Raw genomic sequence first — 24,522 nt, 5'->3', positions numbered from 1 at the left:
CAAAGGCACAGTCCATTTGGTTAATATCGTCGCGCCCTGGAATGGTGCCCTGTCCACAGGCAGACGTGGCGGCTGTGCCAAGCCGTCCGATGCGAATTGCCGGCCGCCGCGCTTGCGCAAGGGGCGGCGAGTGGGCTTTGCTGGCGCCGGCAGAATCGGGCCGCCAGAATCGGGCTGGCAGAATCGGTAGGTGCGCACATGGATACGGTCACGATTACGGCAAAGGGGATTTCGGTATCGGTTGATCTTGCCGTCGGCCATCTCGCCGACATGGCGATCGAGATCGACGGCCGTCGGCTGAAGCCGCTGCATCGCGCACCCTGGGTCGAAGAGCCGCGCGAGACGCTGCCGAAAGATCTGCCTGAAGGGACGGTCCACCTGTCCGGCGATTTCCTCTGCGCGCCGTTCTCGACCAGCGACGTCGAAGCGGCACCTTTGCATGGCTGGCCGGCCAATAGTCGCTGGGACGTCGTCGACAGCGCCGCGACGGCCGATGGCTGGCGCGCCGTCTTCCGTCTGCAGCGCCCGGTCATGGGCGCAACCGTCGACAAGATCCTGACCTTGCGCGACGATCATCCCGTTCTCTATCAGGAGCACGTCTTTTCCGGCGGCGTCGGCGCCATTCCCGTCGCCCACCACCCGATGACGGTAATGACGGCCGGCGGCAGGCTGGCTTTCTCGGCGAAGCGCTTTGCCGCAACGCCGAACGAGGCGCCGGAACCCGATCCGGCTCGCGGCCGCTCTTTGCTCGCCTACCCGGCACGGACCGCCGACCTGACGCGCTTTCCCGCCGCCGACGGCGGCATGATCGACCTGACCGCCTATCGCATGGACCAGCAGCGTGAGGACTTTGTCACGCTGGTCGAGGCCGATCATGGCGGGCCGGGCTGGACCGCGCTGGCGCGCCAGGCGGAAGCAGATCTCGTGCTGGTGCTGAAGAACCCGGCTGAACTGCCGGTGACCATGCTGTGGGTCAGCAATGGCGGGCGCGATTATGCGCCATGGAGCGGCCGCCATCGCGGCGTGCTCGGCATCGAGGATGGCCGCACCGCTGTCGGCCACGCCGCATCGCTCGGCGACAACTGGCTGAAGCGCGAAGGCGTGGCGACCGCCTTTGCGCTTTCTGAAGGGCGCAGCTTTTCGTTCCGCCATGTCATCGGCGCACTGCCGTGGCCGTCCGGCGAGCCGCCGCGCGACGTCGCGAGCTTACCGGGCCGCATGCGCATCCTGGCCGCCGACGGCGCCGTGCGCGACATTGGCTTCGACAGCGACTTCCTGCGGATCGGCAGGTCGGCCCCAGCTTGAGAACTCGCCTCCCCACCTTCGTCATCCCAGGGCGGAGCAGGAGCGAAGCGACGTCGCGGAGACCCTGGGATCCATGCCGCGACCGTCGTCGAGGAATGCGGCGGAACAGAATTCTGCGCCGCTGAGGCGCCCTGATGTCACGGCATGGATCCCGGGGTCTGCGCTGCGTCGCTTCGCTCCTTGCTCCGCCCCAGGATGACGAAAGGGACGATCGTTTCGGGCAATCTCAAAGCTTTGCGATTTGCCGACGGACGGTCAAAATCCCTGAGCGAGGAAACTAATCTCGGGTTTGAAATTCCCGCGAATTGTCGCCAAGATCGAAAACACTCAGCCAGAAAGGCTCCAATGTCCGAGATCGCCCATATTGCTGCTGCCATCTTCAAGCGCGCCGGCAAGGCACCGCGCTTCATCGTTGCCATTGCCGGTCCGCCCGGCGCCGGCAAATCGACATTGTCGGCAGGCTTGCACGACCTGCTGCCGGAAGGCACGGCAGAAGTCGTGCCGATGGATGGCTTCCATTACGATGATGTCGTGCTCGAGCGACGCGGCCTTCGCCAACGAAAAGGTGCCCCGGAAACCTTTGATTTTGCCGGCTTCGAAACGCTGCTCAAGCGCATCCGCGCCGGCGAGCCGGATATCGCGATCCCGGTCTTCGACCGCAGCATGGAGCTGTCGCGCGCCGCCGCTGCGATCATCGCCGCCGACACCAAATTCATCCTGGTCGAAGGCAATTATCTGCTGCTCGACGAAGAGCCATGGACGCGGCTGGCGCCGCTGTTCGACTTCTCGATCTTTGTCGATGTGCCGCGCGCCGACCTCGAGCGCCGACTGCTGGAGCGATGGCACGAGCACGGCCGGTCCGACGAGGACGCGCGCGCCTGGATTGCTTCCAACGACATGCCGAACATCGATCGCGTGCTTGCCCGTCGGCGGCCCGCCGACCTGGTGGTTGGTGAACAGGCCTGATCTGTAAGGACTGTTCGGCCGGAACCTTAACACTTTCAGGCCGTTATCCCGGACACGGCAATCGTGCCGTATGAGGGAACAGTTCGATGGAAACCATGGCAAGAAAGCCTGCGCCCGCCAAGGGCAGGGCAACACGATCAAAAGCAACGCGAGCGAAAACCAGCGCCGGCCCGGCAGTGGCGGCCCGCTCCAAGGACGCGGCAAAGCCCAGCTTTGGCAAGGCGGCGCCGAAGAAGGTGGTGCCTGCCGCGGCCAAAGCCGCTGCACCCAAGCCCAAAAAGCCGGCAAGCAGCAGAGGATCGATCGCAGGCAGCGCAATGCGCACCGTCAAAACGACGGCCAACGTCGCCGCCGGTGCCGTGCTTGCGACCGCCAAAGGTGCGGCCTCGCTTGCCGCTTCCGTAGTCGGCAAGGGCTCGAAACCCCGGACCAAGGCAAAATAGCCGGGCCAGTCTGGCTTTCGATCAGGCTCTGGCCGGAATGGTGAGGCCCCTCTGCACCGCCGGCCGGGCAAGGCCGCGCTCCAGCCATGCGCCGACGCTGGGGAAATCGTCGAAACCGACGAGTTCCCGTGCCTCATAAAAGCCGATCAGATTGCGCACCCATCCAAGCATCGAAATGTCGGCGATGGTGTAATCGTCGCCCATGATCCAGCTGCGGCCCTTGAGCCTCGTTTCGAGGACGCCGATCAGCCGTCGCGACTCGTCGCGATAACGTTCCAGGGGGCGCTTGTCGGCGATTTCGCGCCCGGCGAATTTGTGGAAGAAACCGACTTGGCCGAACATCGGCCCGATCGAAGCCATCTGGAAGAACACCCACTGGATCGTCTCGTAACGCAGCGTTGCGTCTGCCGGGACCAGCTTGCCGGTCTTGTCGCTGAGGTAGAGCAGGATGGCGCCGGATTCGAACAGGCCGATCGGTTTGCCGCCCGGGCCGTCCGGATCGATCATCGCCGGTATCTTGCCGTTCGGGTTCAAAGACAGGAATTCCGGTGTCCAACTTTCGTTCTTGCCGATGTCGACAGCATGCGGCTCGTACTGCAGGCCAAGTTCCTCCAGCGCGATCGATATCTTCACCCCGTTCGGCGTCGGAAACGAATAAAGCTGGATGCGGTCGGGATGGTTTGCCGGCCAGCGCGTGGCAATCGGAAACGCGGACAGATCGGTCATCGAAACTCCTGGTCGGGGGGCGCCCCGAACGGCGCGGTCACGGCGGGTCGCAGAGAGTTAGGCGCGACGCCTGGCGCGATCAATATGCGCATGGAAAGTTTCACCGGCCCCGACGAAACCCGGCAAGGGGTGCGGTTCAGACGGCTTTGACCGCCAGCACCGCATTGGTGCCGCCGAAGGCGAAGCTGTTGCTGATCGCGGTGCGCACCGCGCGCTCACGCGCCACGTTCGGCGTGATGTCGAGATCGCAGTCGGCGTCGGCTTCCCGATAGTTGGCGGTCGGCGGCACGATGCCGTCGCGGATCGCCATCACGCAGGCGATCATTTCCAGCGCGCCGGACGCGCCGAGACAGTGGGCGTGCATCGATTTGGTCGAGGAGATAGAAAGCTTGTAGGCATGGCCGCCGAAGACACGCTTGATCGCCGCCGTCTCGATCTGGTCGTTGGCCTTGGTGCCGGTGCCATGCGCGTTGAGATAGTCGACGTCCTCCGGATTGAGCCCCGCATCGACGAGGCAGAAGCGCATCGCCGCCTCCGGCCCTTCGATGGTCGGCGCAACGATGTCGGAGGCGTCGGCGGAAAGGCCGACCCCGGCGATTTCGGCAAGGATGGCGGCGCCGCGCGCCATGGCATGCTCATAGGTTTCCAGCACCACCATTCCCGCACCCTCGCCGAGCACAAGGCCTTGGCGATCGGCCGAAAACGGCCGGCAGGTGTCCGGCGACAAGACCCGCAGGGCCTCCCAGCCCTTGAGGATGCCCCAGACCAGCGGCGCATCGGTGCCGCCGGCGACCATGACGTCGGCGCGGCCGAGCCTGATCTGGTCGACCGCCGAGGCAATGGCGTGGTTGGATGACGAACAGGCAGAGGTGATGCCGAATACCGGCCCGCGCAGACCAAGATTCATGCTGACGTGGCCGGCGGCCGCGCCCGGCATTACTTTCGGCACGGTGAAGATGCCGGCGCGGTTCTTGCCTTCGAGCAGGATGGCGCGATAGCTCTCTTCGATTGCCTCCCAGCCGCAGACGCCGACGCCGACGATGGTGCCCATCCGATAGGTGTTGGCCGCGTGCGGGTTCAATCCCGCCTGCTGTGCCGCCTCCCGCGCGGCGATCGTCGCCAGAAGGCTGAAGCGGTCCATCGACACGACCTGCTTGCGGTCGATGCCGTGCTCGGGAAGCGTTTTGATTTCGCAACCGACCCTGACCTTGAGGTCATGCAGCTCGGAATTGACGATCGCACCGATTGCCGAACGGCCGGTGCGCATCTCATTCCATATTGCTGGTGCATTGGTGCCGAGCCCGCATAACCCGCCGATGCCCGTGATGACGATGCGCTTGTGCATTCAGTCAGGCTTTTTTCGCGATCAGCGCGCGAACCGCCTCGACCATGTCGCCGACATTCTTCAGATTGCTCCAGGCATCGACCGTGTTCATCTCGATTTCGATGCCATACTCTTCCTCGAGATCGAAGATGATTTCCGTCAGTTCCAGCGAATGGATGCCAAGGGCGGTCAGTTCGGTACTGGTGGTGATTTCCTCGCCGCCCGGCTCGGCATGAGCCTTGATCTTGGCGATGATATCGTTTGCCAGCTGGTCAGCCATTCGGTTTCTTCCCCAACTCTGTCGTTTCCCGACGCCAACTGATCAGCGCCCCTTTTGTCCTCGATTACGTCGTCATCGTCGCCTTTTACCCCCGCCAGGCGCCGATGACCGTACCAAGGTGGCTCCCTCTATAGAAACCGAAACGCTGTCAAGCAACAAGCTATATATCGACAAAGCCGCCGCAGTGCTTAACGTTGGTGTCGTGGATACGATCGCATATAGCTTGAGCTCAGTGTCGCCGGCCCAGCGCGTTGCCGGCGTCGCGCGGCTTGGCTGCGACTGGAACGGAGGCCGCACGCGTCTTCGGCGCTTGTACCAGGACGGCTCGGCCAAGATCCGCATGCCGGCAGTCTCGGCCGATCCGCTCGAAGCTGTCCTGATCAACACTGCCGGTGGCCTGACCGGCGGCGACCGTCTCGCCTGGCAGGTCGATGTCGGTGCCGGCGCCTCCGCAACCATAACAACGCAGGCCTGCGAGAAAATCTACCGCGCCGCATCCGATCGCGCCGAAGTGCGGGTGCAACTGACCGTCGGCGAAGGCGGCCACATTGCCTGGCTGCCGCAGGAAACCATCGTCTTCGACCGCTCGGTCTTTGCCCGCACGCTTGACGTGGAGCTTGCCGCCGGAGCCGAGGCGCTGATCCTGGAGGCTACTGTCTTCGGCCGCCTGGCCATGGGCGAACGGGCAGCGCAAGGCTATTTCCACGACCGCTGGCGCGTCCGCCAGGACGGAGCGCTGGTCCATGCCGAGGAGTTCCGCATCGGGCCCGACATTGCGGCCACCTTGAACCGTACGGCTGTGGCCGGTGGCGGCATCGCCGTGGCGACGCTGCTGATGGTGTCGCCGCGGGCAGAGGCTTTGCTCGAGCCGGCCCGGGGCATGGTCGGCGGCCAGGGCGGCGTCAGTTTCTGGAGTGTGCGGAAATCTGGCAAGCTTCTTGCGAGGCTGTTCGCCGAGGACGGCTACCAGCTCCGCAAGCGGCTGGTGCCGCTTGTCGAATTGCTCAACGGGCGGGCGGGCCTGCCCAAATTATGGTCACTCTGATTTCGATTATGCCACTGCAGGAAAAAGCATGAATCTGACGCCGAGGGAGAAAGACAAGCTGCTGATCGCCATGGCGGCGATCGTGGCCCGCAAGCGGCTCGAACGCGGCGTCAAGCTCAACCACCCGGAAGCGATCGCGCTGATCACCGATTTCGTCGTCGAGGGTGCCCGCGACGGGCGCGCGGTCGCCGAGCTGATGGAGGCCGGCGCCCATGTCGTGACCCGGGCGCAGGTGATGGAAGGCATTGCCGAAATGATCCACGATGTGCAGGTCGAGGCGACGTTTCCCGACGGCACCAAGCTGGTGACCGTGCACGAACCGATCAGATAATCACCAAAGGCGAGGAGAGGAAAATGCTTGAGCTGCGTCCCAACTGCGAATGCTGCGACAAGGATCTGCCGCCCGATGCGACAGATGCGGTGATCTGCACCTTCGAATGCACCTTCTGCGCGGACTGCGCCCAAAACGTGCTCGGCGGCGCCTGTCCGAATTGTGGCGGCAACTTCTCGGCCCGCCCGATCCGTCCGGCAGCGATGCTGAAGAAATATCCGGCCTCGACCCAGCGCATTCTCAAGGCAGAGGGCTGCGGCCCGGCCCGCAAGGCCGCGTGAGAGGCATGATGATCTCGAAGATGGAAGGTACGCCGATGATCCCCGCTACGATGAAACGCACAACGCTGTCGGCGGTCCTGCTGCTGGCGGCAGCTGGGCCAGCCTATGCCCATGTCGGCGACGGCACGGTTTCGTCCTTCACCGCCGGCTTCACCCACCCGCTCTCCGGCCTCGATCACATGACGGTGATGATTGCCGTCGGCCTGTGGGCAGCACTCAAGGGCGACAAAGCGATCTGGGCATGGCCGCTGGCTTTCGTCGGCATCATGCTGGCCGGCGGCGCGCTCGGCATCCTGCATGTGCCGATGGCTTTCGTCGAGCCGGCCATATTGGCGTCCGTCGTGGTGCTCGGGCTGCTGGTTGCGCTCGCCGTCGACCTTCCGGTCTCGGCCGGCGTCGCCGTCATCGGCCTGTTCGCGTTGTTCCACGGCTATGCCCACGGCACCGAGGTGCCCGAAAATGCGGGTGGGCTCGGCTACATGGCGGGCTTTGCCGCCGCCACCGCGCTGCTCCACGCCGTCGGCATCACTGCCGGTTTCAACCTCGGCTGGCGCTTCCGCGGACTTGCCCGCGTCGCCGGGGCCGCCTGTGCCACGATTGGCGCCGGCCTTGCTTTCGGCGTCCTGTGAGGGCCGCAATGATCCCAGGTGAAATCATCACGGCAAGCGGCGAGATAGAGCTGAACAAGGGTCTGGCGACCGTCACCTTGAAGGTAGCCAACAGCGGCGATCGGCCGATCCAGGTCGGCAGCCATTATCATTTCTTCGAGACCAATGAAGGGCTGAGATTCGATCGCGACCAGGCCCGCGGCATGCGCCTCGACATCGCTGCCGGCACCGCCATGCGCTTCGAGCCGGGGCAGGAGCGTGACGTTACCCTGGTGCCGTTCGGCGGCAAGCGCGAGGTCTACGGATTTCAGCAGAAGATCATGGGCAAGCTGTGAGATCGAAGGCGTCGAGCAGTTTCGGCTCAGCCGGGCGGCTTGGCCGCCGCATAGATGACGACCTTTCCCGGATCGTCGAATTCCACCGCCAGAACGTCCTCGGTTTGCACTCTCCGCGAGTCGATGGCGTTGAACAGCAATGCGTTCGCCTCGATCTCCTTGCGCAGCTCGGCAATGTCGTCCCGATGTTGCCTGACCTTGTTTTCGATCGCCGGCGGCGGGCCGCCTTCGGTGCGCGCGGCGTCGGTAAGAAACACGATATCGACCTTGTCGAGCTTGGACGTCTTGCGCACGACAGCGATGTTTTCACGCGTGCGGTCGATCGCCGAGCTGACCTTGCCGGCTTCCGCATTTGTCTTGGTCTCTTCCTGGCCGACCTCCGAGCCGACGATCCGGTTGACGGTCTCGGCGCTATCGAGGCTCTGCGCGTTCAGCGCGGCGTGCGGAATGCTGGCTGCCAGAAACGCGGTCGCAGCAATCCCATGCAGCCATCTGGTGTCGGAGAAGGTGGTGATCGCCATCGCTCGTTCTCAGGCTCCTTTTCGAGGCTTGTGTCAGGGCGACAGGACCGAAACGTAACTTCCCCTGTGAAGGTTCCCTTTGCGATGCGGCGGGCTGACCGGGCGCCGGCCCGCCGCCTCGCCTCGTCAGCTGGCTTTCTTGGTGATCAGCGTCAGCGCGCCATTGGTGCTCATGCTGGCGGCGATCACCTGCGCCGAGGTGAGTCCTTTCGCTTCGAGCGCGGACTTGACCTCCGGTGTCGCGTCGATCGAGCCGCGCAGCTTCTGCAAATCGGCATCGCTGCGCTTAGCGATCACCTCGTTGACCTTGGCTTGAGTATCCGCCGGCAGATCCTTGATATCGACGACATTGATCGCCTGAATGGTGGGCGCCTGCGGCTGCGCCCCGGGCGCGGCAGGAGCAGGAGCGGCCGGCGCCGGACTGGGCTGCTGCGCAGGCTGTTGCTGGGCGCTGGCGGCGGTTGCGAGCACCAGCGTGGCGGCGGCTGCCAGAAGGGTCGTTTTGCGCATGGATGTTCCTTTCCATCGATTGGCAAATGGTCGTTTTGGGGTGGCCCGCCCACCTCAACCGCCAAATGGGATCGGAAAGTGTCGCTCAGCGGGTCATTGCGTGACCATAGGATGGCGGCAATGTGGGTCCCGGCTTCGACAAGCGGTATTTTCGGGCTGTATTTCGGGAGCAATTGCTGATGGCTAAAATCACCCGCGCCGCCTATGCGCAGATGTACGGCCCGACCGTTGGCGACAAGGTCCGGCTCGCCGACACCGAACTGTTCATCGAGGTCGAAAAGGATCTCACCCTTTACGGTGAGGAGGTGAAATTCGGCGGCGGCAAGGTCATCCGCGATGGCATGGGCCAGAGCCAGGTTTCGCGCGCGCAAGGCGCGGTCGACACCGTCATCACCAATGCGCTGGTCGTCGATGCCACCGCCGGTATCGTCAAGGCAGATATCGGCCTCAGGGACGGCCGTATCGCCGCGATCGGCAAGGCCGGCAATCCGGATACTCAAGGCGGCGTCACCATCATCATCGGCCCCGGCACCGAGATCATCGCCGGCGAGGGCAAGATCCTGACCGCCGGCGGCTTCGACGCGCATATCCACTTCATCTGCCCGCAGCAGATCGAGGAAGCGCTGATGTCGGGCATCACCACCATGCTCGGCGGCGGCACCGGCCCGGCGCACGGTACGCTGGCCACCACCTGCACGCCTGGCCCGTGGCATCTGGCACGCATGATCCAGTCTTTCGATGCCTTCCCGATGAATATCGGCCTGTCGGGCAAGGGCAACGCGTCGCTGCCTGCCGCGCTCGAGGAGATGGTGCTCGCCGGCGCCTGCTCGCTGAAGCTGCATGAGGACTGGGGCACGACACCGGCTGCAATCGACTGCTGCCTGTCGGTCGCCGACGATTACGACGTGCAGGTCATGATCCACACCGACACGCTGAACGAGTCCGGCTTCGTCGAAAACACGGTGGCGGCGATCAAGGGCCGCACCATCCATGCCTTCCACACCGAAGGCGCCGGCGGCGGCCACGCACCTGATATCATCAAGGTCTGCGGCCTGCCCAACGTCATTCCGTCCTCGACCAATCCGACCCGCCCCTACACGGTCAACACGCTGGCCGAACACCTCGACATGCTGATGGTCTGTCACCATCTGTCGCCGTCGATCCCCGAAGATATCGCCTTTGCCGAAAGCCGCATCCGCAAGGAAACCATCGCCGCCGAAGACATTCTGCACGACATCGGCGCCTTCTCGATCATCTCGTCGGACAGCCAGGCCATGGGCCGCGTCGGCGAAGTCGCGATCCGCACCTGGCAGACCGCCGACAAGATGAAGCGCCAGCGCGGTTCGCTGCCGCAGGAGACCGGCGACAACGACAATTTCCGCGTCCGCCGCTACATCGCCAAATACACCATCAATCCGGCCATCGCGCATGGCCTGTCGAAGGACATTGGCTCGGTGGCGGTGGGAAAACGCGCCGACCTCGTGTTGTGGAACCCCGCCTTTTTCGGCGTCAAGCCGGACATGGTGCTGATCGGCGGCATGATCGCCGCCGCCCCGATGGGCGATCCCAACGCCTCGATCCCGACGCCGCAGCCGATGCACTATCGGCCGATGTTCGGCGCCTATGGCAAGGCGATGACCAATTCGTCGGTGACCTTCGTTTCGAAAGCCGCGCTCGACGCCGGCCTGCGCGGCAGGCTCGGTGTCGACAAGCAGATGGTGGCGGTCGAGAATACCCGCGGCGGCATCGGCAAGCATTCGATGGTGCTCAACGACGCCACGCCGCATGTCGAGGTCGACCCCGAGACCTACGAGGTCCGCGCCGACGGCGAGTTGCTCACCTGCGAGCCGGCCACCGTGCTGCCGATGGCGCAACGCTACTTCCTGTTCTGAACCATAGGCGTTAGAACGACCGATGTAGAACATGCCGCGCCAGGCCTATGGACCAGCAACTCCCTTACGCCCACGACATTTTCCCGCATATCCGCATTGTCCTGGGCATGGTGATCGGCCTTGGCGTCACACGGCTGCTGTCGGGGCTCGCCCGCATCGTCCAGCATCCCGGCCAGTACCGGCTCTATCCCGTGCACCTCGCCTGGGTTGCGTCGGTGCTTCTGATGCTGGTGCATTTCTGGTGGTGGGAGTTCGGCCTGTTCCAGATCGAGAATTGGACCTTCGGCAAATACCTGTTCATCATCTTCTACGCCGTCGCGCTGTTCCTGCTCTGCGCGCTGCTGTTCCCGGATTCGATGCTGGACTACACCAGCTATGAGGATTTCTTTTATTCGCGCCGGGCCTGGTTCTTCGGCCTGCTGGCGGCGACCTATCTGCTCGACGTGATCGACACGCTGCTGAAAGGGCCGGAGCATTTCGCCCATTTCGGCATCGAATATCTGATCCGCACGCCGGTTTTCGTCGCGCTTTGCGTCATTGCGATCCTGCTGCGCGACCGCCGCTTTCACATCGCCTTTGTCGCCGGCGCGCTCGTCTATCAGATATCGTTCATCCTGCGGCTCTTCGACACGATCGTCTGAGCCCCATTGGGGCGGCGGACCGGATAGTCTAGGCTTTTTGCGAAAGGCAGTCTTACATGAAGCTCGATATTCGCACCGACTTCACCAAATTCCCGCGCGCCGTCTCCGTCCTGGCCGCAGGCGAAGCCGGAACTGCCACGCCATACGACCGTGCGGTGCTTGCTCATGACGAGCGGCATCTGCGCCGTCGCGCCATCGAAACGGCCCGTAGCGACAAGGTGCTGGTCGACCTGCCCGAACCGGTGACGTTGAACCATGGTGACCGGCTGGTGCTGGAGGATGGCCGCCAAATCGAGATCATCGCGGCCGAGGAGCCGCTCTATGACATCAGGGCCAGCGATCCTGTCCATCTGGCCGAGCTTGCCTGGCACATCGGCAACCGCCATCTCGCCGCCGCAATCGAAGCTGGGCGCATCCTCATCCTGCGCGACCATGTCATCAAGGCGATGCTGGAGGGATTGGGCGCCATTGTGAGCGACGTCTCCGAGCCGTTCAAGCCGGTGCGCGGCGCTTATTCCGGCCATGGCGGGCACGGCCATGCTCATGCCGAGGCGCATACGCACAGCCACGCCGAAGCGCATTCTCATAGCCATAGCGAATCGCATTCCCACAGCCATTCGCACGACCATGACCATGACTGACCAGCCTTCCAACATTGCATTGTTGCGGCTGATGGCGTGGCTGTCGCCTTCCTTCCCGGTCGGCGGCTTTTCCTACAGCCATGGCCTGGAACAAGCCGTGCATGCCGGGCTGGTTGCCGACAGCAAAGACCTCGCCGCGTGGCTGGAAACGCTGGTCGAGATGGGTTCCGGCTGGAACGATGCGGTGCTGTTTGCCGAAAGCTGGCGCCGGGCGCGCGAAGCCGGCGATCTCGTCGAGGTCGCTGCGCTCGGCGAGGCCTTAGCCGGCTCGCGCGAGCGTCATGCCGAAACCATGCTGCAGGGCGCCGCCTTCCTGAAGGCGGCCTCGGCCTGGCCGTGCCAGGTGCTGGACCGCCTGCCGGCCGAATGTGCCTATTGCGTCGCCGTCGGTGCCGTCGCCGGCGGCCACGGATTTATGCTGCGGGACGCGCTGGGCGCCTTCCTGCAGGCCTTCTTTTCCAACCTCGTCCAGGCAGCGATCCGGCTCGGTGTCGTCGGCCAGAGTGCTGCGATGACGCTGCTCGCCGGCTTCGAGCCGCTGGCCTTGGCGACCGCGGCCCGCGCTACCGGCTCGACGCTCGACGATCTCGGCGGCTGCGCTTTTATCTCCGACATCACGGCGAGTAGGCACGAGACCCAGTATTCGCGGCTGTTCCGCTCATGATCGTCCTCGCTTTCGCCCTCTCGCTGGTTCTGCTGCTGATCACCGCGCTGCATGTCTATTGGGCCATTGGCGGCATCTGGCCGGGCAGGGATGCTGCCTCCTGCGCCCGCGCCGTCATCGGCTTTCATGGCGTCGACGAAATGCCGGCGCCCTTCGCCAGCTTCGCCGTTGCCGCCTGCCTCGGCCTGGCGACACTGTGGCCGATGGCGCTCGAGGGCATCTTTGCCACGCCCTTTCCCAAGGCCGGGCTTGCCGCCACGTCGCTGCTCATCGCGCTGGTTTTCCTGGCGCGCGGCATTGCCGGCTTCACGCCGTGGTGGCGCCGGCTGACGCCCGAGCAACCTTTCGCGCGGCTCGATCTGCGTTATTATTCGCCGCTGTGCCTGCTGATCGGCCTCGGCTTCGCCATCCTTGCCTTCACGGAGTTCCCCGCATGATATCCCCGAACGGCCCTCTTCGCATCGGCATCGGCGGTCCGGTCGGCTCCGGCAAGACGACGCTCACCGAAAAGCTCTGCAAGGCGCTGCGCGACGAGTTCTCGATCGCCGTCGTCACCAACGACATCTACACCAAGGAGGACGCCATGATGCTGGCGCGCCTCCAGGCGCTGCCCGAAGATCGCATCATCGGCGTCGAGACCGGCGGCTGCCCGCACACCGCCATCCGCGAGGACGCCTCGATCAATCTGCAGGCGATTGCCGAAATGACCAAAAAATTCCCGGATCTCGACATCATCTTCATCGAATCGGGCGGCGACAACCTCGCCGCCACCTTCTCGCCGGACCTTGCCGACCTGACGCTCTATGTCATCTCGGTTTGCCAGGGCGAGGAGATTCCGCGCAAGGGCGGACCGGCGATCACCCGGTCCGATTTCCTGGTCATCAACAAGAGCGACCTTGCGCCCTATGTGAACGTCAATCTCGATGTCATGGAGAGCGACGCCGCCCGCATGCGCGGCAAGCGGCCGTTCGGTTTCACCGATCTGTCGCGCGGCAAGGGGCTGCAGGAGGTCATCGATTTTATCGTCGAGCATGGCGGCCTAAGGGTCGGCGCCGCCGCCAGCACGGCGGCGTAAGGCGACAGTGCTCGCCTGCACCAAACGAAATCGGTTGCGGGTGTTCCAGCCGCGCGGCATGCTCGCTCCATTCGCGGAGACATACGATGAGCATCACGCGCCTGCAGAAGGAAGTGCTGACCAACCTGCCGTTCTATGAGGAGCGCGTCGACCTCGCTTGCGCCTTCCGCTGGACGGCGCGGCTCAACATGCACGAGGCGGTGGCCAACCATTTCTCGCTGGCGGTCAACGACGATGGCTCGCAATTCCTGATGAACCCTAACCAGGTGCATTTTTCGCGCATCAAGGCGAGCGACCTGCTTTTGATCGACGCCAATGATCCCGACACGCTGACAGGCCCGAATGCGCCCGACCCGACGGCATGGGGCCTGCACCGCGCCATCCATCGCAACGTGCGTCATGCGCGCTGCGTCATGCATGTCCACTCGATCCACGCCACCGTGCTTGCCTCGCTCGCCGACTCGACGCTGCCGCCGGTCGACCAGAACTCGGCGATCTTCTTCAACCGCCATGTCGTCGACGCTCATTATGGCGGGCTGGCCCTCGAGGAAGAGGGCGAGCGCTGCTCGCAGCTTCTTGTCGACCCGAAGGTCAAGGTGATGGTGATGGGCAACCATGGCGTGCTGGTCATCGGCGACAGCGTCGCCGACACCTTCAACCGCATGTTCTATTTCGAGCGCGCCGCCGAAACCTATATCAAGGCGCTGTGGACCGGCCGGCCGCTGCGGGTACTGTCGGATGAGATCGCAGAGAAAGCGGCAAGGGAACAGGAAGACTATCCCGGCCAGGCCGAACGCCACCTCTCCGAACTGAAGGCTATCCTCGACGAGCAGGAGCCTGTCTACCGGTACTGAGCTGCGCCCTTCTCCCCGTACAATGACGGGGAGAAGGACGCTGTTATCGCTGGTTTCGCCAATCATCGGCGTTGCAGGAAGTCTAGCTTGCGGCGGCCTTTTCAGCCAAGCTTACAGCCCCAAATGAGCCCGCAATTCGTCGGCGCCGTTGATGACAATCGCCCCCGGCGGCCCTTCCATGGGCACCTCTGGCCAGAAGATCGTTTTCATTCCCGCTGCCAGCCCCGCCGTGGCGCCCGTCACGCTGTCGTCGACCGCCACGGCCTCGGCGGGATCGACGTCGGCCAGCCAGGCGGCGCGCAGGAAAGGTTCGGCGTGCGGCTTGCCTTCGCGCACGTCGTTGCGGCTGACCGTCTTCATACCGGGATAGACGAGGCCTACGGCGCGCAGATTGGCATCGACGATCAGCCTGTCCGAGTTGGACACCACCGCTTGCGGCACGCCAAGCGCGCGCAGCTCATTGAAAATCTCGATCGCGCCGCTGCGAGGCGTCAGCGTTTGCGCCATCGGCAGATAGTGATCGTATTTACGCACGATCCAGTCGTCGAAAGGCAGGTCGAGGCCGAACTCGTCGCGCAGCATTTCGTAGACCGGCCATGCGGCGATGCCGAGCACCCGCTCGTGCAGGTCGGCCGGCGGCGCGATGCCGACGCTGTGCAGCGCCGCAATCAGCGCCGCCTCGTGCAGCGGCTCGCTGTCGACCAGCGTGCCGTCCATATCCCAGAAAACCGCTTTCGGCGTCATGCAAGGCTCCATTCTCCAAAATCCCTTAAAGCGTTTAGCGTGGGAGATAAACCGCCGCGTCCCCGCTAATGCATGTCGCGCAAAAGTGTGCAGCGGTTTTGTGATAACGACATGCATAAAAAAGAATCTAAAGCGGATCGCATGAGGCCGATCGAACACGTCGCGCTTTGGAACCGAGATTGGTGCGACCTCGACAGCCTTGCTGTTGCGACGAGACTAGGTCGGCCCCGTCACTTCGCTCGAAGCACCAAGTCCGGACCTTAAGCAATTGCTCTTCCAATAGGCAATTGCGCACAACCTCATTCCCTGCGAAACTATGGTGCTCCGCCTCTCATGCTCGGCGGGCTGGGAGGCAGGACCTTGAATTCGCGGCAGGATAGCGGCGGCAACAGGCTGGACGACGCGGCGCGCGCCGGCTGGCTCTATTACGTTGCCGGCAACACCCAGGACCAGATCGCCGCCACGCTTGGCATCTCCCGGCAGACGGCGCAGCGGCTGGTGTCGCTCGCAGTCTCCGAAGGGTTGATCAAGGTGCGCGTCGACCATCCGATCGCCAATTGCCTCGACCTTGCGGCACGGCTGAAATCGCGCTTTGCGCTTGATCTGGTCGAGGTGGTGCCGAGCGACCCGTCTTCGTCCTCCACCGTCATCGGCGTCGCCGAGGCGGCGGCGGCCGAGATCGAGCGGCGGCTGCGGTCGCCGACGCCGATCGTCATGGCGATCGGCACCGGCCGCACGCTGAAGGCGGCGATCGAGCAGCTGCCGCCGATGGAATGCCCGCAGCACAAGGTGGTGTCGCTGACCGGCAACATCTCGCCGGACGGCTCGGCCGCCTTCTACAACGTGATCTTCACCATGGCCGACAGGGTCAAGGCGCGCTCGTTTCCGATGCCTTTGCCGGTCATCGCCTCCTCGCCCGAGGAGCGCGAGATGCTGCTCAGCCAGCCGATGATCCAGCCGACACTGGCGCTTGCGGCCGAGGCCGACGTCACCTTTGTCGGCATCGGCGATCTCGGCCCGAAGGCGCCGCTTTACGAGGACGGCTTCATTTCGGAGGGTGAATTGAAGGCGCTGCAGAAGGCCGGCGGCGTCGCCGAGATCGTCGGCTGGGTGTTCGACCGCGACGGCCGCATGATCGAGAGCATCACCAACGACCGGGTGTCGTCGGCGCCGCTGCCGTCGCGCGAAAAGTCGCTGGTGATCGCGCTTGCCATGGGCGACCGCAAGCTGCCGGGCATCTTCGCCGCCGTCAACCGGCGGCTGGTCAACGGCCTCATCACCGATGAGCGGACCGCCGCCGCCTTGCTGGCGGGCGCATGATCTCCGAGCCGCTGGCGGTCGGAAACGATCATGTGAAATCGAAACGCATCTGAATCCCCGATAAAACGAGCGTCACTACTGGTGCCGGCCGCAAGGATCGTTGCCGTCGAGAAAGCCCATGTCGCGCTGCAGATGCGGCGGGAGCTCCCGGACGTCGAGATAGCCCCGTTTCCGCGCCGCGTGCCCTGCCAATCCCCGCGCCAACCGTGAAAACCAGCCATGGGCTGGAGCAAGAAGCAGCTTTTCCTGTATTGTGGTCATGATCGTCAGCCTTCGCTATCTCTACGCGTAATTGATCTTCAATACGGAATATCGGTAGGACCGGCCGGTGCCGCCAATCAAACGTCGATCACTGCCCATAAGGAGGGCTTATGCCGGAGCTCAATTCACGACAGCTGGTTTCGCAGCTTCCTCCGCTTCAGGCGATCCGGGTGTTCGAGGCGGTGGCGCGGCATCTCTCGTTCACCAAGGCCGCCCAGGAGCTTGGCATGACGCAGGCGGCGGCAAGCTATCAGATCAAGCTTCTGGAGGAGCGCATCGGCGCGCCCCTGTTCTTGCGCCAGCCAAAACAGATCGTGCTGACCGAACCCGGCCAGCGCTTGGCGCCCGCGGTCAGCGAGGCGTTCGCGCTGTTGAGCGGCGCCTATGCCGCCGCGCGCACCGGCGCCGACGGCGTGCTTTGCGTTTCGACGCTGCTGACCTTTGCCTCCAATTGGCTGGCGCAGCATCTCGGCTCGTTCCAGGTCGCGCATCCGTCGCTGGCGGTGCGCGTCGACACTTCGAACAGGGTTGTCGACTTTGCCAGAGAGGATATCGACATCGCCATCCGCTCCGGCGGCGGCAACTGGTCGGGCGTCGAGACCCATATGCTTTTCAGGGCCGATTTCACGCCGGTCCTTAGTCCAAAGCTCGCGGCAAGCATCGGCGGCGTCAAGGAGCCGGCCGACCTGCTGCGGCTGCCGATCCTCGACCCGGGTGACATCTGGTGGCGGGACTGGTTTGCCGTCGCCGGCCTGCCGGTCGAGGAGCTGGCCAAGCGTCCCGGCACCAGCATGGGCGCGCAGGCCTACGAGGCCAATGCCGCGATTGCCGGCCACGGCGTGGCGATCGTTACCAAGGCGCTGTTCAAGACCGAACTTGCCGACGGCCGCCTGATCCAGCCCTTTGATCTGGTCGGTGACGACGGCCACGCCTATTGGCTGGTCTATCCGACGGCACGACGCAACGTGCCGAAGATCCGCGCCTTCCGCGATTGGATCCTGAGCGAGATCGCTTGCCAGTAGGCTGAATCCCAGCAAGCCCGATAGCAAAGCGCCGGGCCCAATCCGCCCGGCCGAATCCTTCGTCAGACATGCCGCAAACGTCCCAGGCTTGCCGCTGCACGAGACCCGGCGTGCTGCGCTGCAGCAACGAATCCGTCTTGACATAATTCATCGCAAGTGAGTAATTGCTCACAGCCAAGGCAAATGCTCATCTTGGTTTATGGGAGGAATTTTGATGAAACTTCGCACGTTCACCCTAGGCCTGTTGTCGGCCAGCGCACTTGCTTTCGCCGCGCATGCCGAATCCATCACCATCGCCACCGTCAACAATGCCGATATGATCCGCATGCAGACGCTGACGGACGACTTCACCAAGGCGAACCCCGACGTCACGCTCAACTGGGTCACGCTCGAAGAGAACGTGCTGCGCGAGCGCGTCACCACCGACATCGCCACCAAGGGCGGCCAGTATGACGTGATGACCATCGGCACCTATGAAGTGCCGATCTGGGCCAAGCAGAGCTGGCTCCTGCCGCTCGATAAACTCGGCGACGACTACGACGCCAAGGACATCCTGCCGGCCATCGCTGGCGGTCTGTCGGTCGACGGCAAGCTCTATGCAGCGCCGTTCTATGGCGAGAGCTCCTTCGTCATGTACCGCAAGGACCTGATGGAAAAGGCCGGGCTCAAGATGCCCGATGCACCGACCTGGGACTTCATCAAGCAGGCCGCCGACAAGATGACCGACCGCGCCAACGGCGTGAACGGCGTCTGCCTGCGCGGCAAGGCCGGCTGGGGCGAGAACATGGCCTTCCTGACCGCCATGTCGAACTCGTTCGGCGCGCGCTGGTTCGACGAGAACTGGAAGCCGCAATTCGACCAGCCCGAATGGAAGAACACGCTGCAGTTCTATGTCGACCTGATGAAGGCCGACGGCCCCGAGGGTGCATCGTCGAATGGCTTCAACGAAAACCTGGCGCTGTTCCAGCAGGGCAAATGCGGCATGTGGATCGACGCTACGGTCGCCGCATCCATGGTCTCCGATCCGAAGAGTTCGAAGGTCGCCGACAAGGTTAGCTATGCGCTGGCGCCGGACAATGGCCTCGGCAAGCGCGGCAACTGGCTGTGGGCCTGGTCGCTGGCCATTCCCGCCGGCACCCAGAAGGCCGACGCCGCCGAAAAGTTCGTATCGTGGGCGACCAGCAAGCATTACTCCGAGCTCGTCGCCTCCAAGCTAGGCTGGGCCAGCGCTCCTCCGGGCACACGCACCTCGCTTTATGCCAATCCTGAGTACCAGAAGGCAGCACCTTTCGCCAAGATGACGCTGGACTCGATCAACTCCGCCGATCCGACGCATCCGACCGTCAAGCCGGTGCCCTATGTCGGCGTCCAGTTCGTCGCCATTCCTGAGTTCCAGGGCCTCGGCACCACTGTCGGCCAGCTCTTCTCGGCGGCACTTGCCGGCCAGTCGAGCGTCGACGATGCCCTGAAACAGGCGCAGGACGCCGCCACCGCGACGATGACCGAGGGCGGTTACATCAAGTAGGCTCCTCCCGGTGCCGGTTGCCAATGGCGACCGGCAACGGCCGCCCGAATCCCAGTTCGGGCGGCCGGCTATCACACCGCTGAAAACTTGGCTGACCTCGAAGGGTGACCGTCATGGCTACTCAGCAGACCCGTTCGCTTGCCCGCTTCATGATGGCGCCATCCGTGGTGCTGCTGCTGGTTTGGATGATTGTACCGCTGGCATTCACGCTGTGGTTCTCCTTCCAACAGTACAATCCGCTCAATCCGATGCGCGACGGCTTCGTCGGGTTTTCGAACTACGCGCTGTTCTATTCCAACCCGGCATTCCTGCAGTCGATCCTCAACACGCTCACCATCGTCGTCAGCGTGCTTTTGATCACGGTGATCGGCGGTATCTTGCTGGCCCTTCTGCTCGATCAGCCGATGTGGGGACAGGGCATCGTCCGCATCCTCGTCATCTCGCCGTTCTTCGTCATGCCGCCGGTGGCGGCACTGGTCTGGAAGAACATGATCATGCATCCGCAATACGGCGTCTTCGCCGATATTGCGCGCTTCTTCGGCGGGCAGCCGATCGACTGGTTCGGGCAGCACCCGCTTTTGGCCATCGTCATCATCGTCGCCTGGCAGTGGCTGCCGTTTGCGACGCTGATCCTGTTGACCGCGCTTCAGTCGCTCGACGGCGAGCAGAAGGAAGCCGCCGAAATGGACGGCGCCGGCTTCATCAGCCGCTTCATCTATTTGACGCTGCCGCATATGTCGCGCGCCATAACTGTGGTCATCCTGATCCAGACCATCTTCCTGCTGTCGGTCTATGCCGAGATCCTCGTCACCACCAATGGCGGCCCGGGTTATGCCTCCACCAACCTGCCCTTCCTCGTCTATCAGAAGGCGTTGCTGGAGTTCAAAATCGGCCAGGCGTCCGCCGGCGGTATCATTGCAGTCATTCTCGCCAACATCGTCGCCTTCTTCGCTATGCGCGCCGTCGGCAAGAATTTGGATAAATAAGGGAGGAAACGATGGCACGTGCAGTCACCAACCAGCACAAGACGATTGCGACCGCGGCCGCCTGGATCGTCGCGCTACTGATCTTCTTCCCGATCCTCTATACGATCATCACTTCGTTCAAATCGGAGCAGGAGGCCATCCAGGGCTTCAACCTGTTCCCGTCGGGAACCACGGAGAGCTATTCCGAGGTCCAGGCGCAGAACGGTTATTTCAAATTCTTCCTGAACTCGGTGTTCCTGTCGGTCGGCTCGACCGTCCTGGCTCTGCTTGTCGCCGTACCGGCGGCATGGTCGATGGCGTTTTCGCCGAGCAAACGCACCAAGGACATCCTGATGTGGATGCTTTCCACCAAGATGATGCCTGCCGTCGCGGTGCTGTTCCCGATCTATCTGATCTTCCGCGACACCGGCCTGCTCGACAGCCGCATTGGCCTGATGGTCATGCTGATGCTGATCAACCTGCCGATCGTGGTCTGGATGCTCTACACCTACTTCCGCGAGATCCCGGGAGAGATCCTGGAAGCGGCGCGCATGGACGGCGCATCGCTCTGGAACGAGATCATCTACGTGCTGACGCCGATGGCGGTGCCGGGCATCGCCTCGACCATGCTGCTCAACATCATTCTCGCCTGGAACGAGGCGTTCTGGACGATCCGGCTGACCACCACTGAGGCAGCGCCGCTCACCGCCTTCATCAGCTCCTTCTCCAGTCCGCAGGGGCTGTTCTGGGCCAAGCTTTCGGCCGCCTCGACGCTGGCGATCGCGCCGATCCTGATCATGGGCTGGTTCAGCCAGAAGCAGCTGGTCCGCGGCCTGACATTTGGGGCAGTTAAGTAACGGAAACTGCCTGACGCAAAACGACGAAATAGCCCTTCGGGGGAGGAAATCATGGGAAACATCACGCTCAAGAACGTCTCCAAATCCTTCGGGGCAACGTCCATCATCCCCGGCCTCGATTTGGTCATCGAGAATGGCGAGTTCGTCGTCTTTGTCGGCCCGTCGGGCTGCGGCAAGTCCACGCTGTTGCGTCTGATTGCCGGCCTGGAGGACACTAGCGGCGGCACCATCAACATCGATGGCCGCGACGTCACCGGTGAGGCGCCGGCCAAGCGCAAGCTGGCCATGGTGTTCCAGTCCTATGCGCTCTACCCGCACATGACGGTGGCCAAGAACATCGCTTTCCCGCTGAAGATGGCGGGCGAGGACAAGGCGACCATCGACAAGAAGGTGAAGGACGCCGCGCGGATCTTGAACCTCACCAACTATCTCGATCGCCGCCCCGGCCAGCTTTCCGGCGGCCAGCGACAGCGCGTCGCCATCGGCCGCGCCATCGTGCGCCAGCCATCGGCCTTCCTGTTCGACGAACCGTTGTCCAATCTCGACGCGGCGCTGCGCGGCACCATGCGGCTGGAGATCAGCGAGCTGCATCACCAGCTCAAGACGACCATGGTCTACGTCACCCACGACCAGATCGAGGCGATGACCATGGCCGACAAGATCGTCGTGCTCAACGCCGGCAATATCGAGCAGGTCGGCTCGCCGATGGAGCTCTACAAGACGCCGAAGAACCTGTTCGTCGCCGGTTTCATCGGCTCGCCGAAGATGAATCTGCTCGAAGGCGCGCCGGCAGCCAAATATGGCGCCAAAACCGTCGGCATCCGTCCCGAGCACATGAATATCTCAAAGACATCAGGCGACTGGAAGGCGACGGTCGGCGTCGCCGAGCATCTTGGCTCCGACACATTTTTGCATGTGCAAGCCGACGGCGTCGGTCCGCTGACGGTGCGCGCCGACGGCGAACTGGCCGTCCATCACGGCGACACGATCTATCTGACGCCGGATCAGGCCAAGCTGCATCGCTTCGGCGCCGACGGAAAGGCGATGGTGCAATGAGGCTGAAGAGTAAATCGGCGCTGATCACCGGATCGGCGCGCGGCATCGGCAGGGCGTTTGCCGAAGCCTACATGCGGGAGGGCGCGACCGTCGCCATCGGCGACATCAATCTCGAGGCTGCCGAGAAGACGGCTTCGGAAATCGGCGGCAACGCCTACGCGGTGAAGTTGGACGTCACCGATCTCGCGTCGATAGATGCGGCTGTCAAGGCGGTCGAAACCAGAACCGGCGGCCTCGATATTTTGATCAACAACGCTGCGCTGTTCGACCTGGCGCCGATCGTCGAGATCAGCAAGGCAAGCTACGACAAATTGTTCTCGGTCAACGTCGCCGGCACACTGTTTACGCTTCAGGCTGCGGCCCGTTCGATGATCGCGCGCGGCAAGGGCGGCAAGATCATCAATATGGCAAGCCAGGCCGGGCGCCGCGGCGAGGCACTGGTCGCCGTCTACTGCGCCACCAAGGCGGCGGTCATCTCGCTCACCCAGTCGGCAGGGCTGGACCTGATCAAGCACGGCATCAATGTCAACGCGATAGCACCGGGGGTCGTCGACGGCGAGCATTGGGATCACGTCGATGCCCTGTTCGCCAAGTTCGAGAACCGGCCGAAAGGCGAAAAGAAGAGGCTGGTCGGCGAAGCCGTGCCTTATGGCCGCATGGGCACGGCGCAAGACCTCACCGGCATGGCGGTGTTCCTGGCCAGCGATGAGGCCGAATACATCGTTGCCCAGACCTACAATGTCGATGGCGGCCAGTGGATGAGTTGAGGGGGCGAAGGCGCTCTTCTCCCCGCCTCCTCCAACGGGGGGAAGAGCCGTCCCGCTAAAGGGTAAAAGCAGATGTCCGTGAAACTCTCTTCTTCCATACTCGCCAAGCTTCCGCCCAAGATCGCCGGCCCGAAATACGATCGCGCCGCGCTCAAGGCCGGCATCGTGCATTTCGGCGTCGGCAATTTCCATCGCTCGCATCAGGCCGTCTATCTCGACGACCTCTTCAATTCGGGCGTCGGCCACGACTGGGCCATCGTTGGCGCCGGCGTCTTCGAGGGCGAGAAGGTCGGCCGCGGCAAGCTGCAGGAACAGGACTGGCTGACCACCGTGGTCGAGCAGGACAGCGGCCATATGAGCGCGCGCGTCACCGGCGTTATGATCGATTTCCTGATGCCGGGCGAAGCGACCGCAATCGTCGAGCGGCTTGCCGATCCGGCGATCAAGATCGTTTCCCTGACCATCACCGAGGGCGGCTATTTTATCGATCCGGCTTCTGGCGTGTTCAATCCGACGCATCCCGACATCGTTGCCGACGCTGAGCCGGGGGCGACGCCGAAGACCGTCTTCGGCCTCATCCTCGCTGGGCTGCTGCGCCGCCGCGCCGATGGCATCGTGCCCTTCACCATCATGTCCTGCGACAACATCCCCCACAACGGCCACGTCACTTCCGATGGCGTTATCGGCCTGGCGCGGCTGATCGACGAGGATCTGGCAAATTGGGTGAACGAAAACGTGGCCTTTCCCAATGGCATGGTCGACCGCATCACCCCGGCCACCACCGATCGCGAGCGCGGCATTCTCTCCAGCGAGTTCGGTCTCGACGACAATTGGCCGGTGTTTTGCGAGCCGTTCAAGCAATGGGTGCTGGAGGACCGTTTCACCGATGGAAGGCCGCCGCTGGAACAGGTCGGCGTGCAGTTCGTCAGCGATGTCGCGCCCTATGAGCTGATGAAGATCCGCATCCTCAATGGCGGCCATGCGACCATCGCCTATCCGGCCGGGCTGATGGACATCCATTTCGTCCATGAGGCGATGCAGGAGCCGCTGGTACGCGGCTTCCTCGACAAGCTCGAGCATGACGAAATCATCCCGACCGTGCCGCCGGTTCCGGACACCGACCTCGAAGATTACTACCAGCTCATCGAGCACCGCTTCTCCAATCCGAAGATCGGCGACACCATACGCCGGCTTTGCCTCGACGGCTCTAACCGCCAGCCGAAATTCATCATTCCGACCATCGCTGACCGGCTGAAGGCTGGCAAAAGTGTCACCGGCCTGGCGCTGGAATCTGCGCTCTGGTGTCGCTACTGCTTCGGCACCACGGATTCCGGTGCCGTCACCGAGCCCAACGACCCGAACTGGGGCCGGTTGCAGGGGACGGCCAAGGCGGCCAGGGACATGCCTGCCGCCTGGCTTGCCATGGAGGACATCTATGGCGATGTCGGCCGCTCGCCGCCGTTCGCCGAAGCGTTCGCCCATGCGCTCAAATCGCTGTGGGCGGACGGCGCGCGCGCGACACTGACGCGCTATCTCGCCGGCGACCTCTGAAGCCGATCCAGC

General features: G+C 63.5%; 31 protein-coding genes. 23 read left to right on the top strand and 8 right to left on the bottom strand.

All coding sequences use genetic code 11. From position 1 onward, the window contains the following. Positions 1-198: 198 nt before the first annotated feature. Together NKH37_RS10175 and NKH37_RS10170 are read left to right on the top strand one after the other, a co-directional pair. Positions 199-1,305: a hypothetical protein gene (locus tag NKH37_RS10175; RefSeq protein ID WP_353005785.1), complete on the top strand. Its 1,107-nt coding sequence runs from the start codon at positions 199-201 to the stop codon at positions 1,303-1,305. A gap of 345 nt (positions 1,306-1,650) precedes the next feature. Continuing rightward, entirely contained in the window at positions 1,651-2,271 is a 621-nt protein-coding gene (locus tag NKH37_RS10170) for a nucleoside triphosphate hydrolase (protein WP_352495059.1), read from the top strand. A gap of 43 nt (positions 2,272-2,314) precedes the next feature. On the opposite strand, the gene NKH37_RS10165 is transcribed toward NKH37_RS10170, so the two are convergent. Further along, positions 2,315-2,602: a hypothetical protein gene (locus tag NKH37_RS10165; RefSeq protein WP_353040971.1), complete on the bottom strand. Its 288-nt coding sequence runs from the start codon at positions 2,600-2,602 to the stop codon at positions 2,315-2,317. On the opposite strand from NKH37_RS10165, the gene NKH37_RS10160 reads away from it, so the two are divergent. Then, positions 2,589-2,714, top strand: coding sequence for a hypothetical protein (locus tag NKH37_RS10160; RefSeq protein ID WP_352481498.1), 126 nt, complete (start codon positions 2,589-2,591; stop codon positions 2,712-2,714). The genes NKH37_RS10165 and NKH37_RS10160 overlap by 14 nt on opposite strands. A 21-nt stretch (positions 2,715-2,735) precedes the next feature. Here NKH37_RS10160 and NKH37_RS10155 read toward each other — a convergent pair whose 3' ends face one another. From NKH37_RS10155 to NKH37_RS10145, 3 genes are all read right to left on the bottom strand, one after another. Continuing rightward, positions 2,736-3,440, bottom strand: coding sequence for a glutathione S-transferase family protein (locus NKH37_RS10155; protein ID WP_352548054.1), 705 nt, complete (start codon positions 3,438-3,440; stop codon positions 2,736-2,738). A 136-nt stretch (positions 3,441-3,576) separates the two neighbouring features. Beyond that, positions 3,577-4,785, bottom strand: coding sequence for a beta-ketoacyl-[acyl-carrier-protein] synthase family protein (locus tag NKH37_RS10150; protein WP_352816691.1), 1,209 nt, complete (start codon positions 4,783-4,785; stop codon positions 3,577-3,579). Between the two features lie 4 nt (positions 4,786-4,789). Continuing rightward, complete coding sequence (locus NKH37_RS10145; RefSeq protein ID WP_023677013.1) at positions 4,790-5,044, bottom strand: acyl carrier protein; 255 nt, start codon at positions 5,042-5,044, stop codon at positions 4,790-4,792. Positions 5,045-5,255: 211 nt separating this feature from the next. On the opposite strand from NKH37_RS10145, the gene NKH37_RS10140 reads away from it, so the two are divergent. From NKH37_RS10140 to NKH37_RS10120, 5 genes are read left to right on the top strand one after another with little or no spacing between them, the layout of a single operon-like run. After that, complete coding sequence (locus tag NKH37_RS10140; RefSeq protein ID WP_502895922.1) at positions 5,256-6,089, top strand: urease accessory protein UreD; 834 nt, start codon at positions 5,256-5,258, stop codon at positions 6,087-6,089. Positions 6,090-6,117: 28 nt separating this feature from the next. Continuing rightward, on the top strand, positions 6,118-6,420 hold the full coding sequence (locus NKH37_RS10135) for an urease subunit gamma (RefSeq protein ID WP_023677011.1): 303 nt from the start codon (positions 6,118-6,120) through the stop codon (positions 6,418-6,420). Positions 6,421-6,443: 23 nt separating this feature from the next. Beyond that, on the top strand, positions 6,444-6,701 hold the full coding sequence (locus NKH37_RS10130) for a DUF1272 domain-containing protein (RefSeq protein ID WP_023722547.1): 258 nt from the start codon (positions 6,444-6,446) through the stop codon (positions 6,699-6,701). Positions 6,702-6,736: 35 nt separating this feature from the next. Beyond that, positions 6,737-7,330, top strand: a complete 594-nt coding sequence (locus NKH37_RS10125; RefSeq protein WP_031195187.1) for a HupE/UreJ family protein — start codon at positions 6,737-6,739, stop codon at positions 7,328-7,330. An 8-nt stretch (positions 7,331-7,338) separates the two neighbouring features. Beyond that, complete coding sequence (locus tag NKH37_RS10120; protein ID WP_023722545.1) at positions 7,339-7,644, top strand: urease subunit beta; 306 nt, start codon at positions 7,339-7,341, stop codon at positions 7,642-7,644. A 26-nt stretch (positions 7,645-7,670) separates the two neighbouring features. Here NKH37_RS10120 and NKH37_RS10115 read toward each other — a convergent pair whose 3' ends face one another. Together NKH37_RS10115 and NKH37_RS10110 are read right to left on the bottom strand one after the other, a co-directional pair. Further along, positions 7,671-8,165: a hypothetical protein gene (locus NKH37_RS10115; RefSeq protein ID WP_023722544.1), complete on the bottom strand. Its 495-nt coding sequence runs from the start codon at positions 8,163-8,165 to the stop codon at positions 7,671-7,673. A gap of 126 nt (positions 8,166-8,291) precedes the next feature. Then, positions 8,292-8,675: a hypothetical protein gene (locus NKH37_RS10110; protein WP_023722543.1), complete on the bottom strand. Its 384-nt coding sequence runs from the start codon at positions 8,673-8,675 to the stop codon at positions 8,292-8,294. Positions 8,676-8,854: 179 nt separating this feature from the next. Here NKH37_RS10110 and ureC point away from each other — a divergent pair, with 179 nt between their 5' ends. From ureC to NKH37_RS10075, 7 genes are all read left to right on the top strand, one after another. Next, a complete protein-coding gene (gene ureC / locus NKH37_RS10105; RefSeq protein ID WP_502895920.1) occupies positions 8,855-10,567 on the top strand; it encodes an urease subunit alpha in 1,713 nt (570 codons plus the stop codon). A 47-nt stretch (positions 10,568-10,614) separates the two neighbouring features. Next, positions 10,615-11,208 (top strand): hypothetical protein, encoded by a 594-nt coding sequence (locus tag NKH37_RS10100; RefSeq protein WP_023722541.1) that lies wholly within the window; start codon positions 10,615-10,617, stop codon positions 11,206-11,208. A gap of 56 nt (positions 11,209-11,264) precedes the next feature. Then, a complete protein-coding gene (locus NKH37_RS10095; protein ID WP_023722540.1) occupies positions 11,265-11,849 on the top strand; it encodes an urease accessory protein UreE in 585 nt (194 codons plus the stop codon). Further along, positions 11,842-12,513, top strand: coding sequence for an urease accessory protein UreF (locus NKH37_RS10090; RefSeq protein ID WP_352495055.1), 672 nt, complete (start codon positions 11,842-11,844; stop codon positions 12,511-12,513). Before NKH37_RS10095 ends, NKH37_RS10090 begins: the two co-directional genes overlap by 8 nt. Next, positions 12,510-12,950: a DUF3995 domain-containing protein gene (locus tag NKH37_RS10085; RefSeq protein WP_023722538.1), complete on the top strand. Its 441-nt coding sequence runs from the start codon at positions 12,510-12,512 to the stop codon at positions 12,948-12,950. The genes NKH37_RS10090 and NKH37_RS10085 overlap by 4 nt, the downstream gene beginning before the upstream one ends. Continuing rightward, entirely contained in the window at positions 12,947-13,588 is a 642-nt protein-coding gene (ureG, locus tag NKH37_RS10080; RefSeq protein WP_352791970.1) for an urease accessory protein UreG, read from the top strand. The genes NKH37_RS10085 and ureG overlap by 4 nt, the downstream gene beginning before the upstream one ends. An 86-nt stretch (positions 13,589-13,674) precedes the next feature. Next, complete coding sequence (locus NKH37_RS10075; protein WP_352791971.1) at positions 13,675-14,442, top strand: class II aldolase and adducin N-terminal domain-containing protein; 768 nt, start codon at positions 13,675-13,677, stop codon at positions 14,440-14,442. 111 nt (positions 14,443-14,553) lie between these two features. Here NKH37_RS10075 and NKH37_RS10070 read toward each other — a convergent pair whose 3' ends face one another. Next, positions 14,554-15,186: an HAD family hydrolase gene (locus NKH37_RS10070; protein ID WP_352852147.1), complete on the bottom strand. Its 633-nt coding sequence runs from the start codon at positions 15,184-15,186 to the stop codon at positions 14,554-14,556. A 360-nt stretch (positions 15,187-15,546) separates the two neighbouring features. Between NKH37_RS10070 and NKH37_RS10065 the strand changes: the two genes are divergently transcribed. After that, on the top strand, positions 15,547-16,506 hold the full coding sequence (locus NKH37_RS10065; RefSeq protein ID WP_353005788.1) for a sugar-binding transcriptional regulator: 960 nt from the start codon (positions 15,547-15,549) through the stop codon (positions 16,504-16,506). A gap of 75 nt (positions 16,507-16,581) precedes the next feature. Here the strand turns inward: NKH37_RS10065 and NKH37_RS10060 are convergent, their stop codons facing one another. Beyond that, the gene (locus tag NKH37_RS10060) at positions 16,582-16,767 is read right to left on the bottom strand and encodes a hypothetical protein (protein ID WP_352846868.1); all 186 of its coding nucleotides are present in this window, start codon (positions 16,765-16,767) and stop codon (positions 16,582-16,584) included. Positions 16,768-16,877: 110 nt separating this feature from the next. On the opposite strand from NKH37_RS10060, the gene NKH37_RS10055 reads away from it, so the two are divergent. From NKH37_RS10055 to NKH37_RS10025, 7 genes are all read left to right on the top strand, one after another. Continuing rightward, positions 16,878-17,789: a LysR substrate-binding domain-containing protein gene (locus NKH37_RS10055; RefSeq protein ID WP_353005789.1), complete on the top strand. Its 912-nt coding sequence runs from the start codon at positions 16,878-16,880 to the stop codon at positions 17,787-17,789. A gap of 214 nt (positions 17,790-18,003) precedes the next feature. Then, complete coding sequence (locus NKH37_RS10050; protein WP_352846872.1) at positions 18,004-19,314, top strand: ABC transporter substrate-binding protein; 1,311 nt, start codon at positions 18,004-18,006, stop codon at positions 19,312-19,314. A gap of 113 nt (positions 19,315-19,427) precedes the next feature. Then, positions 19,428-20,300 carry a carbohydrate ABC transporter permease gene (locus NKH37_RS10045; RefSeq protein WP_353005790.1) on the top strand — a complete coding sequence of 291 codons (873 nt, stop codon included), beginning with the start codon at positions 19,428-19,430 and terminating at the stop codon, positions 20,298-20,300. 11 nt (positions 20,301-20,311) lie between these two features. Further along, on the top strand, positions 20,312-21,136 hold the full coding sequence (locus NKH37_RS10040) for a carbohydrate ABC transporter permease (protein WP_353005791.1): 825 nt from the start codon (positions 20,312-20,314) through the stop codon (positions 21,134-21,136). 51 nt (positions 21,137-21,187) lie between these two features. Beyond that, positions 21,188-22,192, top strand: coding sequence for an ABC transporter ATP-binding protein (locus tag NKH37_RS10035; protein ID WP_352525832.1), 1,005 nt, complete (start codon positions 21,188-21,190; stop codon positions 22,190-22,192). Further along, complete coding sequence (locus NKH37_RS10030; RefSeq protein WP_353005792.1) at positions 22,189-22,959, top strand: L-iditol 2-dehydrogenase; 771 nt, start codon at positions 22,189-22,191, stop codon at positions 22,957-22,959. Before NKH37_RS10035 ends, NKH37_RS10030 begins: the two co-directional genes overlap by 4 nt. Positions 22,960-23,031: 72 nt before the next feature. After that, positions 23,032-24,510, top strand: coding sequence for a mannitol dehydrogenase family protein (locus tag NKH37_RS10025; RefSeq protein WP_352484351.1), 1,479 nt, complete (start codon positions 23,032-23,034; stop codon positions 24,508-24,510). Positions 24,511-24,522: the final 12 nt, after the last annotated feature.

This window comes from Mesorhizobium sp. M1217, assembly GCF_040318275.1.
In the GTDB taxonomy this organism is placed as follows: Bacteria; Pseudomonadota; Alphaproteobacteria; order Rhizobiales; family Rhizobiaceae; genus Mesorhizobium.
Note: the sequence above shows the minus strand (reverse complement) of the source record. Positions and strands in the feature narration are given on the sequence as shown.

Bases quoted from the DNA above. Each gene is read 5' to 3' on its own strand.
- NKH37_RS10130 (WP_023722547.1), top strand. From the start codon at position 6,444: ATGCTTGAGCTGCGTCCCAACTGCGAATGCTGCGACAAGGATCTGCCG.
- NKH37_RS10160 (WP_352481498.1), top strand. From the start codon at position 2,589: ATGCGCACCGTCAAAACGACGGCCAACGTCGCCGCCGGTGCCGTGCTT.
- NKH37_RS10110 (WP_023722543.1), bottom strand. From the start codon at position 8,675: ATGCGCAAAACGACCCTTCTGGCAGCCGCCGCCACGCTGGTGCTCGCA.
- ureG (WP_352791970.1), top strand. From the start codon at position 12,947: ATGATATCCCCGAACGGCCCTCTTCGCATCGGCATCGGCGGTCCGGTC.
- NKH37_RS10115 (WP_023722544.1), bottom strand. From the start codon at position 8,165: ATGGCGATCACCACCTTCTCCGACACCAGATGGCTGCATGGGATTGCT.
- NKH37_RS10050 (WP_352846872.1), top strand. From the start codon at position 18,004: ATGAAACTTCGCACGTTCACCCTAGGCCTGTTGTCGGCCAGCGCACTT.
- NKH37_RS10095 (WP_023722540.1), top strand. From the start codon at position 11,265: ATGAAGCTCGATATTCGCACCGACTTCACCAAATTCCCGCGCGCCGTC.
- NKH37_RS10070 (WP_352852147.1), bottom strand. From the start codon at position 15,186: ATGACGCCGAAAGCGGTTTTCTGGGATATGGACGGCACGCTGGTCGAC.
- NKH37_RS10060 (WP_352846868.1), bottom strand. From the start codon at position 16,767: ATGACCACAATACAGGAAAAGCTGCTTCTTGCTCCAGCCCATGGCTGG.
- ureC (WP_502895920.1), top strand. From the start codon at position 8,855: ATGGCTAAAATCACCCGCGCCGCCTATGCGCAGATGTACGGCCCGACC.
- NKH37_RS10145 (WP_023677013.1), bottom strand. From the start codon at position 5,044: ATGGCTGACCAGCTGGCAAACGATATCATCGCCAAGATCAAGGCTCAT.
- NKH37_RS10135 (WP_023677011.1), top strand. From the start codon at position 6,118: ATGAATCTGACGCCGAGGGAGAAAGACAAGCTGCTGATCGCCATGGCG.
- NKH37_RS10155 (WP_352548054.1), bottom strand. From the start codon at position 3,440: ATGACCGATCTGTCCGCGTTTCCGATTGCCACGCGCTGGCCGGCAAAC.
- NKH37_RS10120 (WP_023722545.1), top strand. From the start codon at position 7,339: ATGATCCCAGGTGAAATCATCACGGCAAGCGGCGAGATAGAGCTGAAC.
- NKH37_RS10170 (WP_352495059.1), top strand. From the start codon at position 1,651: ATGTCCGAGATCGCCCATATTGCTGCTGCCATCTTCAAGCGCGCCGGC.
- NKH37_RS10090 (WP_352495055.1), top strand. From the start codon at position 11,842: ATGACTGACCAGCCTTCCAACATTGCATTGTTGCGGCTGATGGCGTGG.
- NKH37_RS10085 (WP_023722538.1), top strand. From the start codon at position 12,510: ATGATCGTCCTCGCTTTCGCCCTCTCGCTGGTTCTGCTGCTGATCACC.
- NKH37_RS10125 (WP_031195187.1), top strand. From the start codon at position 6,737: ATGATCCCCGCTACGATGAAACGCACAACGCTGTCGGCGGTCCTGCTG.
- NKH37_RS10045 (WP_353005790.1), top strand. From the start codon at position 19,428: ATGGCTACTCAGCAGACCCGTTCGCTTGCCCGCTTCATGATGGCGCCA.
- NKH37_RS10175 (WP_353005785.1), top strand. From the start codon at position 199: ATGGATACGGTCACGATTACGGCAAAGGGGATTTCGGTATCGGTTGAT.
- NKH37_RS10055 (WP_353005789.1), top strand. From the start codon at position 16,878: ATGCCGGAGCTCAATTCACGACAGCTGGTTTCGCAGCTTCCTCCGCTT.
- NKH37_RS10040 (WP_353005791.1), top strand. From the start codon at position 20,312: ATGGCACGTGCAGTCACCAACCAGCACAAGACGATTGCGACCGCGGCC.
- NKH37_RS10100 (WP_023722541.1), top strand. From the start codon at position 10,615: ATGGACCAGCAACTCCCTTACGCCCACGACATTTTCCCGCATATCCGC.
- NKH37_RS10025 (WP_352484351.1), top strand. From the start codon at position 23,032: ATGTCCGTGAAACTCTCTTCTTCCATACTCGCCAAGCTTCCGCCCAAG.
- NKH37_RS10030 (WP_353005792.1), top strand. From the start codon at position 22,189: ATGAGGCTGAAGAGTAAATCGGCGCTGATCACCGGATCGGCGCGCGGC.
- NKH37_RS10150 (WP_352816691.1), bottom strand. From the start codon at position 4,785: ATGCACAAGCGCATCGTCATCACGGGCATCGGCGGGTTATGCGGGCTC.
- NKH37_RS10075 (WP_352791971.1), top strand. From the start codon at position 13,675: ATGAGCATCACGCGCCTGCAGAAGGAAGTGCTGACCAACCTGCCGTTC.
- NKH37_RS10035 (WP_352525832.1), top strand. From the start codon at position 21,188: ATGGGAAACATCACGCTCAAGAACGTCTCCAAATCCTTCGGGGCAACG.